The following is a 15,899-nucleotide window of genomic DNA, read 5'->3' on the forward strand; positions in this document are numbered from 1 at the left end:
TTAGCAAATTATTTTGCTACATTTAATTTAGCGGAGGAAAAATAGATATTCTTAGCGAGTTTCATTAAACTTCTGGAACATATAAACGAATCTACCCCCTATAATTAAATAATGGCAATCATTTCTATTTCTACAGGTGCATCCATAGGTAGTTTTGCTACTTGAACGCAGCTTCTAGCTGGTGGATTTTCATTAAAATATTCTCCATATACTTCATTTACTTTAGAGAAATCATTTAAATCTTTTACAAACACTGTAGTTTTAAATACTTTATCTAAGCTTGTTCCGGCTTCTTCTAATATAGCCTTGCAGTTTTCTATACTTCTTTTTGTTGCTTCCTTTATTTCAGTTTCTAAAACTTTAGTTTCTGGGTTCATAGGAAGTTGTCCTGATGTGTAAACAGTATTGTTTACAACTACTCCTTGTGAGTATGGTCCTATAGCAGCTGGTGCTTTTTCTGTACTTAATATTTTTTTCATCTTTCATCTCTCCTATTTCTTCTTTTTATAGAATGTATTTTTAAGTGGGAGTTCACATCTAAACTCACCATCTAATTTGTAATATGCATTTTGAAGTGCAGGTGCTGTAGGAATACAAGTGATTTCTCCTACACCTTTAGCTCCAAATGATAACTCTTCTGTATTATTTTCTACTATTACAGTTTTAATCTTAGGAACTTGAGTAGCCCTTAAGATTCCTAAAGTTCCAAGTTTTGATTTTGGAACTGAATTTTCTAAGATATAGTCTTCTGTAAGTCCATACCCTAGTCCCATTACAACTCCACCTTCTATTTGTCCTTCGACATTTCTAGGGTTTATAGCTCTTCCTACATCGTGGGCTGCTATAACTTCTTTAACTTTTCCTAAATCATCTAAAACTACTACTTGAGTTGCATAACCGTAAGCTACGTGGCTTACTGGGTTTTCTTTAGGACTTCCCATCTTATCTGTCACTCCTAAATATTCCCCGTAAAACTCTATTCCTTCTAAATCTTCTAAAGTTTTATCTTTTAGAGCATCTTTTAATTTTAAAGCTGCAATCTTAGTTGCTTCTCCTGTAAATACAGTTTGTCTTGATGCTGTTGTTGTTCCTGAATCTGGAGTTATATCAGTATCTGGAGATTCATAAACTACTTTTTCTCTAGGAATTTTTAATACTTCACAAACAACCTGAACTACTACAGTTCCAACGCCTTGACCTATGCAAGCTGCTGATGTTCTTATATGAACTTTTCCATCAACAACAGCTACTTTGCATCTTCCTGTGTCAGGAAGTCCAACTCCAACTCCGGCGTTTTTCATACAACAAGCAATGCCTGCTCTATCTATATTTTTATAATAATCTTCCTTAACAGCTTCTAAAGTTTGAACTAATGCTGTTCCTTCGTCTGCAATCTGACCGTTTGGTAAAACATCCCCTGGTCTTATTGCATTTAGCATCCTTATTTCAAATGGATCTATTCCAACCATCTCTGCTAATTTATTTATATTACATTCAATTGCAAAGGCTGATTGAGTAACTCCAAATCCTCTAAATGCTCCTCCTGGAGTGTTGTTTGTATAATAAGCCTTACCGTCTATATCTATAGTTTGATAATTATAAGGCCCTGCAGCGTGAGTACAAGCTCTTTGAAGAACAGGTCCTCCAAGTGATGCGTAAGCACCAGTATCTGCTATAATAGTAGCTTTCATAGCTGTTAGTTTTCCATTTTCATCACAAGCTGTTGTAAATTCCATATCCATAGCATGTCTTTTTGTGCTTACTATAATACTTTCTTGTCTTCCAAGAGCCATTTTTACAGGTCTCTTAGTTAAATATGCTAAAAGTGCAGTGTGATGTTGGCAGCTCATATCTTCTTTGCCCCCAAAGCCTCCCCCTACATATTTTGATACGATTCTAAGCTTATCTGGTCCTAAATCTAAAAGTGAACCTATCTCTCTTAAGTCATCGTAAACACTTTGAGTTCCTGTATAAACTATTAATTTATCGCCTTCCATCTTAGCTACAGAACATTCTGGTTCTAAATAAGCGTGTTCTGTAAACGGAACTTTGTACTTATAAGTTACTTTATATTTTGAATTTTTAATAACTTCGTCAGCATTTCCACGAACTAGGTGTTCGTGAACTAAAAGATTTCCTTTTTCGTGAACCTTTGGTGCATCTTCCTTTGCTGCATCTTCTAAAGTAGATACTGGAGTAAGTTCTTCATAATCCACCTTTATAAGTTTTACAGCTTCTTTAGCTATTTCTTCTGTTTCTGCTGCAACTAAAGCTATAGCATCTCCTAAGTATCTAGTTTCTTCTCCTACTTCAACAAGCGCTGGAGTATCTTTAAATATATGACCTAAATATCTTTTCCCTGGAATATCTTCTGCTAAGACAACCTTTACTACACCTTCTAGCTTTAAAGCTTCGCTTATATCTATGCCTTTAACTAAAGCCCTAGGATATTTAGCTCTTAAAGCTGCTCCGTGAAGCATTCCTTCTATATAGATATCGTCTGAATACTCAGCTTTTCCTAAAGTTTTATCTCTAGCGTCAACCCTTGCCATCCTTTCACCTACAAGCCCCTTGCAAGTAACCTTTGGCACTTCTTTATTTTCTCTAAATATTTTAGCTGCCATCATTACAGCTTCTCTTATTTTTACATATCCTGTACACCTACAAATATTACCCATCAAAGCCTTTTTAACTTCTTCTTCTGTAGGGTCTAATGTTCTATTAAATAAAGCTTTTGAACTTATAACCATCCCTGGAATGCAAAAGCCGCATTGAACGGCTCCAGCTTCTGTAAAGCTATAAGCAAAAACATCTCTTTCTCTTTCGGTAAAACCTTCTATAGTAGTTATTTCTTTTCCATTAACTTTTTCAAGATTTAATAAACAAGCTTTTATAGCCTTTCCATCAACTAAAACCATGCAAGTACCGCAAGCTCCTTCTGAACAACCATTTTTTACAGAAGTTATCTTGCAGTCATCTCTTAAGTATCTAAGTAATTTTTTATTTTCTAAAACCCTTTTTTTCTCACCATTTAAGATAAATTCGAACATAATTTACCTCCCCTCATAATTCATAAATAATTATGTATATGAGATGCCAAACAAAAGATTTGACATCTCAAAAAATCAATTTAAGTTATTAAACATATTGAATAGATAATGCACCCTTTGGACATCTAGTTACACAAAGTCCACATCCAAAGCATTTATCTGTGTTTATTACTAATTCATCCCCTATTTCTATAGCATCGTAAACACAACTTATTTTGCATTGACCGCATTTAATACATAAGTCTTGGTCTACTACAGGAGGGATAGCGTTAGTTCTAAAGTGTCTATCATCAGCTTTTTTATGAGCTAAACCTATGATTTCATTTACATCTTTATATCCGTGGCTATCTAAGAATTCATCTAATTCTTTAGCTATTTTTCCATATACTTTAGGTCCTTTAAGGATTGCTTCTGTACAAACTTCAACAGCGCTAGCACCTGCCATAAGCATTTCTGCTGCATCTCTTCCTGAAGTTACTCCTCCAACCCCTATGATTGGTATGTTTATAACTTTTGAAGCATCGTATATATTTCTTATAGCTACAGGTCTTATTGGTGAACCCGAAAGCCATCCATATCCTTTTTCACTTCCCATTATTGGGTAACCACTATCTACATCTATTGCCATACATGGTCCTAATGAGTTAATCATAACTAACCCGTCTGCTCCAGCTTCTTCTAAAGCTTTAGCTATTTTTTGAATGTCAGTATGTGGACTCATTTTCATAAATACAGGGCAATCTAAAGCAGCTTTTGCAGCCTTCATAGCATCAACGATTGGTGCTATATCTGTTCCTACGTAGTGAGTTGAAAGTTCAACTGCATCAGCGTAAGGTTTTACAAGTGGTGCTACTTTTTTAATTTGGTCTGCTGTATAGCCCATACTAACTATCATAGGAACTCCAGCTTCTTTTGCTCTTTTATATTCTTTTTCTATCCATTGTTCCTTTGGAAGTTCAGACCACAATTCAGTATTTAAAAATCCTGAATTAGTTTTTCCCATACAAGGTCTTGGAACTGGTGCTGGATCTACTGATATAGTTTTTGTAACTAAGCCTCCAGCTCCTCCTTTAACTGCTTCTACGCAAAGGTCACCATCTTTTGCTCCAGGTCCTGCTGCTGTAAATACTGGGTTTTCAAATTCCATTTTATAGATTTTTACTTTTAAATTTGCCATAATAAACACTCCCCTTAGTTTTCCTCTATATTTTTGATTTGTTTATAAGTCTAGTCATAGCTTCATTTGCTTTATAGATGATCTTTTCTTCATCCATATTTACAAGTTTTCCGTCTTTTACTACTATCTTTCCATTAACGATTGTATAATCAACGCTTCCCTTAAATCCTACTGTTCCAAGTAAAGATTTAGGATCATAGCTTGTACCAACTAGCTCAACTCTATTTTTATTTATCATAAATAAATCACCAGCCATAGATTCTTTAATTTGACCTATGTCTGTTCTACCTAAAATTCTTGCACTACCTTTAGTTGCAAGCTTTAAAATGTCATATCCTGTAGGTGCTTTACTTGACCACTTTAATCTATGAAGTAAATAAGCTACCCTTATTTCCTCTAAAAGATTAGAACCATCATTACTTGCACTTCCATCCACAGCTAGTCCTACTGGAATATCTAAATCTATCATTTCTGGAATTCTTGCTATCCCAGAAGATAATTTCATATTTGATATAGGACAATGTGCAACTCCTGTTTTAGTTTCTTTTAATCTTTTAATTTCTTCATCATTAAAATGGATCCCGTGGGCAAACCACACATCTTCACCTATCCATCCTAAGCTTTCCATATATTCTAAAGGTCTCATTTTATATTTTTCTAAAGTGAAGTTTTCTTCATCTAAAGTTTCGGCTAGATGTGTATGAAGCCTTACATTTAGTTTTCTTGCGAGAGTAGCTGACTCTTTTAAAAGCTCTTTTGATACACTAAATGGTGAACAAGGAGCTAGTGCAACTTGTCTCATTGAAAATTTGTTATTATCGTGATACTTTTTAACTATCCTTTCAGAATCGTATAATATAGTATCGATATCTTGAACAACTGAATCTCCCGGTAGTCCTCCATCTTTTTTGCTAAGGTCCATACGTCCTCTAGAAGCGTGCATCCTTATTCCAAGTCTGGATGCTACTTCAAATTGAGTGTCTATTAAAGTATTACCTGCATTTTCTGGAAAAACATAATGATGATCAAAACAAGTTGTACACCCACATTTTAATAGTTCTGAAAGCCCCGTCATGCTGCTATATCTTATACTCTCTTCATCTAGACCTTTCCAGATTTCGTAAAGATATTTAAGCCAAGGGAATAACTCCATATTTTGAACCTCTGGTAAATTCCTTGTGAAGGTTTGATATAGATGGTGATGTGTATTGATAAGTCCTGGATAAACAATCATATCTTTACCATCTACTATTTCATCACTTTCAAAAGTTTCTTTACCTATGTGTTTAATAACTCCGTTTTCAATAAGAATGTTGACATTTTTTAAAACGTTATCACTATCATCACAAGTAACTAATGTGTCTATATTTTTTATAAATAACCTCATACACATATCCCCTTTTATCTTTAATCTTTTAGATTAAATTCTATTCCATAGTTTAGAGCTTAATTCTCTTGATTTTTTAAGAATTTCTCTTTCATTTACATTTAAAATCTTTCCTTTTTCTACTACTGTTTTACCATTAACTATAGTAGTATCAACTGATTTACCCATCATTCCAAAAAGAATATGTGAATTATAGTTTGTTCCATTTAAAGGTGTTAAAGGATCGTAATCAACTACTATTACGTCAGCATTTGCACCCTTTTCAATAATTCCAAACCTACCTTTAAAATTTTTCTCTGCAATGCGTCTATTATTTATAAATAGCATCTCAGGAGTTTCACCCCAAGCGACTGATGGGTTTCTTAAATGATGTTTGTGAATAAGGTTTGCAACTTTCATTGATTCAAACATATCTTGAGTATACCCGTCAGTTCCAAGCCCTACAGTTATTCCATTTTTCATAAATTTTATAACTGGAGATACTCCAACTGCGTTTCCCATATTTGATTCTGGGTTGTGAACTACAGAAGTCTCAGTTTCTTTTAAAATTTCAACCTCATCCTCATCTGCGTGAATACAATGGATTGCTAGAGTTTTTGGTCCTAAAATTTTAAATTCTTTTAGTCTTTCTAAAACTCTCTTATCGTGTTTTTCAATACAGTCTTCTTCATCTTTAATTCCTTCTGCTACGTGAATATGGTATCCACAATCTAAGCCTTTAGAAGCTTCTACGCATTTATTTAACGATTCATCTGATAAAGTAAAACTTGCATGCATTCCAAAAAGTGCTGATTTCATATTGCTCTTATCTTCTTTGCAATATTTTATATAATCTACATTTTCTTTTATGCCTTTATTTAAAATTTCTTCTCCATCCCTATCTGATACCTCGTAGCATAAAGAAGTTCTAATTCCAAGTTCTTCTCCTACTTTGCTTATAGTTTGAAGGCTTCCTTCAACTGCATTTGGGCTAGCGTGGTGATCAAAAAATGTTGTAACGCCATACTTTAAACTATCCATCAAAGAAGCATATGCGCTATATTTTATATCTTCTAAATTAAGTGTTCTATCTAGTCTCCACCAAAGATTATTAAGTATGTCTACAAAATCTTTAGATACAGGTCCATCTAAGTTCATTCCTCTTGCAAATGCACTGTATATGTGACCGTGGGTATTAATTAGGCCTGGCATTATAACCATATTATCTACATCTTTAAACTCTGCATTTTCATATTTTCTTTTAATATCTTCTGTCATACCAAAGTCAATAATCTCTTTTCCATCAATAACTACAGCACCATCTTCTATAAATGGGTTTTCTTTGTTTTGAGTTATTAATCTACCGTTTCCTAAAATAAACATTTAGATATTCACCTACCTTTTCTTAATACTCTTCCTGCCTTTATCTCATTGTACTTACCATTTTGAAGAACTACCTCTCCATTTATAAGGACATAATGTATTCCTTCTGGATATCTAGTTGGATCTTCGAAAGTTCCTGTATCTTTAATAGTATCTTTATTAAAGATAACTATATCTCCAAAGTAACCTTCTTTTATAAGTCCTCTTTCTTTTATCCCAAAGGCTAAAGCAGCCTTATGTGACATCTTCATAATTCCTTCTTCAAGGGTTATAGCTTCAAGTTCTCTTACATACCTTCCAAGTATCCTTGGAAAAGCTCCGTAAGCTCTAGGATGAGGTTTCCCTGATAATAATCCATCAGTACAAACGTTTTGCTCATCTAACTTCATAAATCTTACTATTTGTTCTTCTTTACCGTAAAAATCATACATCCCAACTGCATTTTCTTCTTCTAAAAGAAGGTCAAATGTTGCATTGTAGGGGTCTTTTTCTCTCATACGGCCTATCTCTATAAGATTTTTTCCTATAACATCTTTATTTTTTAAAGTTTTAACTGATGTTATATAGATAGAATCAAGTGGAATAAATTCTAAGAAGTTTTCCCAGCCTTCAATTCCATTTTTCATATCGTATATCATCTTTTCTCTCATTTCTTTTGACTTTAATCTTTCTACTAGCTTGTCTGTTCCTCCATCGTGAACCCAAGGAGGCAAAATAACACCTAGCATAGTGCTTCCTGAAATATAAGGGTATTGATCAAAAGTTATTTTAATTCCCTTATCTTCAGCATCTTTTAAAAGTTTTATAACTTCGTCTATATGCTTCCAGTTTTTCTTTCCACATATCTTAAAATGAGAAAAATGAACTCTTACTTTTGACTTTTCACCTATCTCTATAATTTCTTTCATTGATTTTATAATCTCGTTAGCCTCACTTCTCTGGTGAACTACAAATACTCCATCAAACTCCTTTACTACTTTGCAAAGTTCTATGAGTTCATTAGTATTAGAGTAAGCACAGGGCATATATATAAGACCTGTAGAAAGTCCAAAGGCTCCAGATTTAAGCTCTCTTCTTAAGATTTCACACATCTTTTTTATATCAGTATCATTTACTTCTCTATTACTAAGACCCATAGCTTCCATTCTTACGTTTCCGTGAGGAACTAAATAAAGCTCGTTTAATCCAACTCCATTAGTTTCTAATGCTTTTAAGTAGTTATCTGTAGTTTCGTACTCCCAATTTACAGTGTCTGATTCTCCATCAAGTCCAGCTAGGTTCTTCCTCCAAGGTGATATATATTCCTTTGGTAATGGTGCCATAGAAATGCCGTCTTGACCTAAAACCTCAGTAGTTACCCCTTGCCTTATCTTTATTTGATTGTATGGATTTTCGTATATCTTTAAATCACTGTGAGAGTGAGTATCTATAAAACCTGGTGCTACTACTAAACCTTTTGCATCGATTACTTTTAAACCTTCTGATTTTAAGTCTTTCCCGATTTTTAAAATCTTTTTATCTTTAATAATCACATCTAAGTAATCGCCTAAATTCCCACTACCATCAACTAAAAATCCATTTTTTATTAATATATTCAAATTAATCACCTTCTATTTTTTATAAACAGATCTTAGTATTCCGTAATAGCCTAGAGCGCCTTTAACTAAATCGTCAATTTCTATATATTCATCTATAATGTGGGCTAATTTTTCTTTAGAAGGCCCAAACCCTATAGTTTGAATTTTAGCTTCACCTGCATAATGTGAACCATTAGTACAGAATGAATATTGACTTATCTTTGGATCTATCCCTGCCATTTTCAAGCCATCAAAGGCTATCTTTACAAATTCATCTTCTTCTTTGAAAATCCAAGCTGGGAAAAATCTTTCTGCACTTATATTTTCCCCTGTATAGCAAACCTTTTTATCTTTTGCATACGAAACTCTAGCTTCTAAGTCTCTATCTTCTTTTGAAACTCTTTCAATAATAGCTTTTATAGGTTCTAAGACATCTTCTTTAGTTTCATCTACTAAAAGTCTTCTATCAAAAGTTGCCTTGCAATAATCAGGTACTACTGAAGCCCCAGGGTAAGGAGATGATTTAATATCTGTAAGAACTAAAATCCCCTCACCTAAGATTTCATGCCTTGGGTTTTCAATCTTTTCTATCTCACTAATTAATTTCATCATTTTTAATACTGCATTTACGCCTTCATTTGGATTTGCAGAGTGGGCTGACTTTCCGAAAGTTTCTAAAGCAATCTCAGCTCTACCTCTTTGCCCTATCTTTAAATTAAGTTCAGAAGATTCCCCTATAACTACGTAATCTGGCTTTATAGCTTCGCTTATCTTTCTAGCTGAAACGCCTTCAAACATCTCTTCAAAAACAACTCCAGCTACAAAAATATCGCCATCAAACTCATGTTTAAAATCTTCTGCAAAAAATGAAGCTCCAGCTATCATACTAGCTAACTGGCCTTTCATATCTGATGCGCCCCTGCCGTATATTTTTCCATCATCTATTTCACCTCTAAATGGGGCATGCTTCCATTTAGTATCGTCAGGAACTGGCACTGTATCTATATGTGCATCAAATAGAATTTTCTTGCCTTTATTTTTTCCTTTGATATGGCCTATTATATTTCCATATTCATCGATATAATAATCATCAAATTTGAACTTATTAAATACTCCCTTTAAGACTTCACAAACATTTTCTTCTTCGCCAGATAATGATTGAGTCCTTATAAGCTCTTGGCATATCTCTATAAGCTCATCCTTCCTTTTTTCTGTAATCATAGCATTTCCCTCCCCATTTTAGGTTTATTTTATTCTACTGAATTATCCCAAACTATTTCTCTATATTTTTCAGGGTCAGTATCTCCTTCTGTACTAAATAATAAGACTTTAGAATTTTCATCTAATTCTAATTTTCCTTTAAGGTCTTTATAATCTTCATTAGTCATAATTTCATATAAAAGACCAGTAGTTACAGCACCAGATTCCCCTGAAATAACTCTTCTATCTTCTTTCATTGGGTTTCCTAGTATTCTCATTCCTTTTGCAGATACCCAGTCAGGACAAGATACGAAGGCAGTTGAATATTGTTTTAATACTTCAAAACCTATAGTGTTTGGTTCACCACAAGCAAGTCCAGCCATTATAGTTTGCATATCTCCTCCAACTATTCTAGGTTTTCCATCTCCTGCTTCTGCTGATTTGTAGAAACAATCTGCTAAGTTTGCTTCAACTATTACAGTTTTTGGACAATTTTCTTTGAAAATTTCTGCAAACACACCTTGTACAGCTCCAGCTAAAGATCCTACACCAGCTTGAACAAATATATGAGTTGGTCTGTCTACACCCATTTTTTCTAATTGTTCCTTAGCTTCAAGTGCCATAGTTCCATAACCTTGCATTATCCAAGTTGGGATTTTTTCATATCCTTCCCAAGCAGTATCTTGAACCATTACTCCGTTATGCTCATTTGCATATTTATCTGCAAGTCTTACGGCATCATCATAGTTCATATCTGTTATACTAGCTTCTGCTCCTTCGTTTTTTATGTTTTGTAATCTCTTTAAAGAAGATCCCTTTGGCATATAAACTACTGATTTTTGTTTTAATTTATTTGCAGTCCAAGCAACCCCTCTACCGTGGTTACCGTCTGTTGCTGTTACAAAGACGATATCTCCAAGCTTCTCTCTTATTTCATCAGAAGTTAATCTATCGTAAGGAAGTTCAGATATATCAAGATTTAATCTATCTGCAAGGTATCTTCCCATTGCATAAGATCCACCTAAAACTTTAAAAGCGTTTAGTCCAAATCTATAAGATTCATCTTTTACAAACATATCTTTAAGTCCTATATTTTTTGCTAAATTTTTAAGTTCTACGAGTGGAGTTTCTTCATATTTTGGGAAACTTCTATGAAACTCTCTTACTTTCTTTATCTCATCTTCCTTTAAAAAGCTTGAGACATCGTTTTCATTTTTAGGCATTTTATTTTCTTTCCAAAGTATTTTTTCCATAGTATTTTCCTCCTACATTATTCTTTACCGTCTGAATCTGTATCTTTAGGTAAAATTAAATTTAATATTATTGCAACTAATGTTGTCACAACAATAGATGACTTTCCAAAAATTGATATTGCCCAACTTGGGAATAATGCTAAAGCATCAGGAACTTGAGTGATTCCAACTCCAAGAGCTATTGAAATACCAACTAAAGTAACATTTCTCTTGCTTAATCCGCTTTCTGAAACCATCTTCACTCCTGTCATAGTGATAGTTGCAAATACAGAAATTGTTGCTCCTCCAAGTACACATTGAGGAATACTTGTTAAAACTGCTGAGAATTTTGGAACTAAACCTGCTACTATTATAACTATTGATGCAAATACGAATACTGATCTATTTATAACCTTATTCATAGTTACAATCCCTACGTTTTGACTAAATGTAGCTGTTGGCATACATCCAAAGAATGATCCTAATATACTAGAAACACCATTTCCTATGATACCTCCAGATAATTCTTCGTGAGTTGCTATTCTGCCCATTCCTCCTCCAGTAGTTGCTGAAAGGTCTCCTATAGCTTGTACTGAGTTAACTATATGCATAATTACCATTGAAATAATTGCTGTTGCATTAAAGCTCATTCCAAAACGCATAAACTTTGGTATTTGTATAATTCCAAGTGCTGATGTATCTTCAAATTTAACCATCCCTAAAAAGAAAGAGATAATATATCCAACTATTATCCCAATTAAAATAGAAGATAATTTTAAGTTTCCTTTTGTAAAGAAGTTTAAAAATATAACTACTCCAAGTGTGATAAGTGCCACTAACCAGTTAAGTGGTGACCCAAAAGTTTCACTTCCAGCTCCACCAGCTATGTATTTAACAGCAACTGAATATAATGATAATCCTATAGATAATATTACAGTTCCAGTAACTACAAGCGGGAAAAACCTTGCAAGCTTTTTAACAAAGATACCAAATACAATAGCTACAGCCCCACCTATAAGTTGAGCTCCAAAAATAGTAGCTAAATTAAATTCTCCAGCAATTGCTGTAAGTGTTGGTACGTAAGCAAAACTAACACCCATAATAATAGGAAGTCCAGATCCTATTTTCTTAAATAAAGGAAAAAGCTGAATAAGGGTTGCTATTCCTGAAAATACAAGTGAAGTTTGTACTAAAAGTATTTTGTCGCTAGGACTTAAGTCACATACCCCTGCAACTATAATAGCTGGCGTTACACACCCAACAATCATAGCTACCACATGTTGCAAACCTAATGGTATTATTTCTTTCATAGTTGGCTTTCCATCAAATCTGAAAAGTAATGAATTTTTATCTATTGACATTAGCTGCTCCCCCTTTAAAGATAAGGCTCTTATTTAAAAGGGTTAGCTTAAATTTTTTGATTTTTAAGTTATAAATAAGAGCCTTTTCCTAGAATCTATTTTTCATTAAATACTCTTTCTGTGTTACGTTTTTCTAGCTTTTCTAGAACTTCTTCTGGATTTTCCATTTTGCTTAAGAAAATCATTGCAGCTATTACATATGGTTTAAAGCTAGCTTCTTTATATAATTCATCTCTATATCTATCAAATACGCTTGCTTCTACTTCACCTTCTTTGCAGCTTACGCCTGTAATATCAGCTGGTAAGCAGTGCATGTATAATGCTTTACCATCTTTAGTTAATTTCATTAACTCTTCAGTGCATTCCCAATCTTTATGTTTTGCGTTAGCTTCTAAAAGTTCTTTTTCTAAAACCTTTATGCCTTCGTCATCACCTTCTGCATATAATTTAGTTCTTTTTTCCATCGCTACAAATGGAGCCCAGCTCTTTGGATAAACTATATCAGCATCTTTAAATGCTTCTTCCATAGAATTAGTTTTTGTGAAAGATCCTCCTGAAGCTTTAGCATTTCTTTTAGCTACTTCTTCAACTTCTTCCATAACTTCGTATCCTTCTGGATGAGCTAGGACAACATCCATACCGAATCTAGTTAATAGTCCTATAATTCCTTGTGGAACTGATAGAGGCTTTCCGTATGATGGTGAGTGAGCCCATGTCATAGCAACTTTTTTACCTTTTAAATTTTCTATACCGCCAAACTCATTTATTAAGTGAAGGGCATCTGCCATTGCTTGAGTTGGATGGTCGATATCGCATTGTAAATTAACTAGAGTTGGTCTTTGTTCTAAAACGCCATCTCTATTTCCATCTTGAACAGCTCTAGAAACTTCTCTCATATAAGTATTTCCTTTACCGATGTACATATCGTCTCTAATTCCGATTACGTCAGCCATAAATGAAATCATGTTAGCAGTTTCTCTAACTGTTTCTCCGTGAGCTATTTGTGATTTACCTTCGTCTAGGTCTTGTACTTCTAATCCAAGTAAGTTACAAGCTGATGCGAAACTAAATCTAGTTCTAGTTGAGTTATCTCTAAATAATGAGATCCCAAGCCCACTATCAAATACCTTAGTAGATACATTATTTTTTCTAAGGTCTCTTAAAGCTTCAGCAATAGTAAATACTCCTTTAAGCTCATCTTCTGATTTTTCCCAAGTTAAAAAGAAATCATTGTTATACATATTTTTTAAATCTAATTTTTTTAGTTCATCAATATATTTTTTTGTTATAGTCATCTTAAATTCTCCTCTCAAAATTACCCTAATATTATTTATTGTTGTTACAGTATATAGTTGGAACTGCTGCGTATACAGCTGCACATCTTACTAAATCTTCTTTCCAAGTTTTTTCGTTAGGTGCATGTGCTTCTGCTTCTTTACCAGGTCCAAAACCTATACAAGGTATATTGTATCTTCCCATAATTGATACACCGTTAGTTGAGAAAGTCCATTTATCAACTAATGGTTCTCCATACATTCCTTTGTATGCTTCAACCATAGCTTTAGTTGGCTCTGCATCTTCTGGAATCACCCAAGTTGGGAAGTAACAATCTGTTGGATATACTAATCCAGTCCAGCTTGGTCTTTCATAAGTGTACATAGTAACTTTTGCACCGTATTTTTTAACAAATGGTAAGTCTTCAACTTCTTTTAAAGCACTTTGGTATGTTTCACCGTCTGTTAATCTTCTATCTAAAGATATTGCGCACATATCAGCAACCGCACATCTTGATGGTGAGTTATAGAAAATTTCTGAAACTGTAACAGTTCCTTTTCCTAAGAATGGGTCATAGTGTAAATTATCATTTAACACTCTAACTTCTTGCAGAATATCTGCCATTTTGTAAATAGCATTGTCTCCTCTTTCTGGAGCTGAACCGTGGCAAGAAATTCCTTTAACTTCAACTCTGATTTCCATACGTCCACGTTGTCCTCTATAGATGTTTCCATCTGTAGGTTCTGTTATAACAACAAACTCTGGAGTTATTTTATCTTCGTTGTGTATGTATTGCCAACATAACCCATCACAATCTTCTTCTTGAACAGTTCCAGTAACTAAAACTGTATATTTATCACTTAAAAGACCTAAATCTTTCATTATTTTTGCACCGTAAGTTGCAGAAACTATTCCACCTAATTGGTCTGAAGCTCCACGTCCTCCGATTTCTTCATCATTTTCATATCCTTCATATGGATCAAATGTCCAGTTGCTTAATTCTCCAAGTCCAACTGTATCTATGTGAGCATCGTAAGCTACAAGTTTTTCTCCAGTTCCCATATATCCAAGAACATTACCCATCTTGTCTATTTCAACTTTATCAAATCCTAATTTCTCCATTTCTTGTGCAATTCTTTTAATTACACCTTCTTCTCCAGAACTTTCACCTGGAATTCTAATTAAGTCTCTTAGAAACTTAGTCATATCACCTTTATAGTTTTCAGCTTGTAATTTTATCTTCTCAAAATTCATCTATGGTTCCCCCTTAAGATTTATTTATTTTTACGCCTATATATTATTGCAATTCCCGTGCCAACTTATAGATAAAAATTTAACTATTATAAGTCTAATCAATGGACAATTTGTTAAAATTTGAAACCGTTTACTAAGGTTTTGCACTTTTTAGTAACTAAAAATCTATATTCCTTTATCCTAATTATCAAAATGATAATTATTTATCATTTTGATAAAAGCCTAAACCTAATAAATTTCCTATATTAAGATTAAAATACAATTTTTAGTTATCGTTTTGATAATTTTAACGCTTCATTCTTTTTGTTTTTAAAATTAAAATAATAAAACAAGAAATATTTTTTAAAAATAGATGAGCCCATACATTCCAGTATTTTCCCTTCTATACCTCTATAGTAACTCTCACTTCCGCTACAACATTGTTTTGCTTCTTTGTTGGTATTTTACTAAAATCACCTGAATAAAGGCACTTTTTTATGTCCATAATCAAAATAACTAAAAAATTCAAATTTTTTCGAGGTGAGATTATGGTACATACATCGGCTTGTCCCCATTGCAATTCAAAACATTTTATTAAATACGGTAAATATAGATGCGTCCAAAGGTATCAATGTAAGGATTGTCTTAAAACCTTTAACGAAGGAACAGGGCTTGTCTGGCATAACACTAGAAAAAGTGTAGACCTTTGGGATAAATACACTCGTCTTATGCTATCTGGTGCTACTATAAGAGATTGCGCAGATAGATTAAATATCTGCATAGAAACTTCTTTTAGATGGAGGCATAAGATACTAAAACATATAGAAACTTATACGGATTCAAGAAGAACCCATATAGTTACAGCTATGAGACACACTAAATTTTTAGAAAACTTTAAAGGGCAAAAGAATCCCCCTGTTTGCACTATTTCTAAAAGGAAAAACATCTTTGTAGCTACAACTATTAACAAAAATAATTACTCTCTAGCTAAGATATCCTTTGATTCTATGAGCCCTACAAAGGAATCTATAGAGAATTTATTAAA

At 33.5% G+C, this 15,899-nt stretch carries 11 protein-coding genes and 1 pseudogene; 1 reads left to right on the forward strand and 11 read right to left on the reverse strand.

Translation table 11 applies throughout. The annotated features are described in order from the left end of the window. Positions 1 to 104 precede the first annotated feature (104 nt). The 11 genes from M4I33_RS07080 to M4I33_RS07130 form a co-directional block, all read right to left on the reverse strand. A complete protein-coding gene (locus M4I33_RS07080; RefSeq protein ID WP_194191627.1) occupies positions 105 to 479 on the reverse strand; it encodes a RidA family protein in 375 nt (124 codons plus the stop codon). A 12-nt stretch (positions 480 to 491) separates the two neighbouring features. Continuing rightward, complete coding sequence (gene xdh, locus M4I33_RS07085; RefSeq protein ID WP_257916156.1) at positions 492 to 3,050, reverse strand: selenium-dependent xanthine dehydrogenase; 2,559 nt, start codon at positions 3,048 to 3,050, stop codon at positions 492 to 494. Between the two features lie 88 nt (positions 3,051 to 3,138). Next, positions 3,139 to 4,227, reverse strand: a complete 1,089-nt coding sequence (locus M4I33_RS07090; RefSeq protein ID WP_257916157.1) for a 4Fe-4S binding protein — start codon at positions 4,225 to 4,227, stop codon at positions 3,139 to 3,141. A gap of 25 nt (positions 4,228 to 4,252) precedes the next feature. Further along, on the reverse strand, positions 4,253 to 5,614 hold the full coding sequence (locus M4I33_RS07095) for an 8-oxoguanine deaminase (RefSeq protein ID WP_374707702.1): 1,362 nt from the start codon (positions 5,612 to 5,614) through the stop codon (positions 4,253 to 4,255). 33 nt (positions 5,615 to 5,647) lie between these two features. After that, positions 5,648 to 6,976, reverse strand: coding sequence for a putative aminohydrolase SsnA (gene ssnA / locus M4I33_RS07100; protein WP_257916159.1), 1,329 nt, complete (start codon positions 6,974 to 6,976; stop codon positions 5,648 to 5,650). Positions 6,977 to 6,984: 8 nt separating this feature from the next. Beyond that, positions 6,985 to 8,574 (reverse strand): amidohydrolase family protein, encoded by a 1,590-nt coding sequence (locus M4I33_RS07105; RefSeq protein ID WP_257916160.1) that lies wholly within the window; start codon positions 8,572 to 8,574, stop codon positions 6,985 to 6,987. Positions 8,575 to 8,586: 12 nt separating this feature from the next. Further along, a complete protein-coding gene (locus M4I33_RS07110; RefSeq protein WP_257916161.1) occupies positions 8,587 to 9,774 on the reverse strand; it encodes a YgeY family selenium metabolism-linked hydrolase in 1,188 nt (395 codons plus the stop codon). Positions 9,775 to 9,803: 29 nt separating this feature from the next. Then, positions 9,804 to 11,006 (reverse strand): diaminopropionate ammonia-lyase, encoded by a 1,203-nt coding sequence (dpaL, locus tag M4I33_RS07115; protein ID WP_257916162.1) that lies wholly within the window; start codon positions 11,004 to 11,006, stop codon positions 9,804 to 9,806. A 17-nt stretch (positions 11,007 to 11,023) separates the two neighbouring features. Beyond that, a complete protein-coding gene (locus M4I33_RS07120) occupies positions 11,024 to 12,346 on the reverse strand; it encodes a uracil-xanthine permease family protein (RefSeq protein ID WP_257916163.1) in 1,323 nt (440 codons plus the stop codon). A 95-nt stretch (positions 12,347 to 12,441) separates the two neighbouring features. After that, complete coding sequence (gene ygeW / locus M4I33_RS07125) at positions 12,442 to 13,641, reverse strand: knotted carbamoyltransferase YgeW (protein WP_257916164.1); 1,200 nt, start codon at positions 13,639 to 13,641, stop codon at positions 12,442 to 12,444. A gap of 31 nt (positions 13,642 to 13,672) precedes the next feature. Next, positions 13,673 to 14,875, reverse strand: coding sequence for a YgeY family selenium metabolism-linked hydrolase (locus M4I33_RS07130; protein WP_257916165.1), 1,203 nt, complete (start codon positions 14,873 to 14,875; stop codon positions 13,673 to 13,675). A gap of 527 nt (positions 14,876 to 15,402) precedes the next feature. Here M4I33_RS07130 and M4I33_RS07135 point away from each other — a divergent pair. Beyond that, a pseudogene (locus M4I33_RS07135) lies at positions 15,403 to 15,899 on the forward strand (hypothetical protein); the annotation flags it as partial.

Origin of the sequence: Clostridium sp. LY3-2 (genome assembly GCF_024705715.1) — a bacterium.
In the GTDB taxonomy this organism is placed as follows: Bacteria; Bacillota; Clostridia; order Clostridiales; family Clostridiaceae; genus Clostridium.

What these genes read in the sequence shown, in the direction of transcription:
- M4I33_RS07090 (WP_257916157.1), bottom strand. Translation starts at nt 4,227, where the DNA reads ATGGCAAATTTAAAAGTAAAAATCTATAAAATGGAATTTGAAAACCCA.
- ygeW (WP_257916164.1), bottom strand. Translation starts at nt 13,641, where the DNA reads ATGACTATAACAAAAAAATATATTGATGAACTAAAAAAATTAGATTTA.
- M4I33_RS07130 (WP_257916165.1), bottom strand. Translation starts at nt 14,875, where the DNA reads ATGAATTTTGAGAAGATAAAATTACAAGCTGAAAACTATAAAGGTGAT.
- ssnA (WP_257916159.1), bottom strand. Translation starts at nt 6,976, where the DNA reads ATGTTTATTTTAGGAAACGGTAGATTAATAACTCAAAACAAAGAAAAC.
- dpaL (WP_257916162.1), bottom strand. Translation starts at nt 11,006, where the DNA reads ATGGAAAAAATACTTTGGAAAGAAAATAAAATGCCTAAAAATGAAAAC.
- M4I33_RS07095 (WP_374707702.1), bottom strand. Translation starts at nt 5,614, where the DNA reads ATGAGGTTATTTATAAAAAATATAGACACATTAGTTACTTGTGATGAT.
- M4I33_RS07080 (WP_194191627.1), bottom strand. Translation starts at nt 479, where the DNA reads ATGAAAAAAATATTAAGTACAGAAAAAGCACCAGCTGCTATAGGACCA.
- M4I33_RS07110 (WP_257916161.1), bottom strand. Translation starts at nt 9,774, where the DNA reads ATGATTACAGAAAAAAGGAAGGATGAGCTTATAGAGATATGCCAAGAG.
- xdh (WP_257916156.1), bottom strand. Translation starts at nt 3,050, where the DNA reads ATGTTCGAATTTATCTTAAATGGTGAGAAAAAAAGGGTTTTAGAAAAT.
- M4I33_RS07120 (WP_257916163.1), bottom strand. Translation starts at nt 12,346, where the DNA reads ATGTCAATAGATAAAAATTCATTACTTTTCAGATTTGATGGAAAGCCA.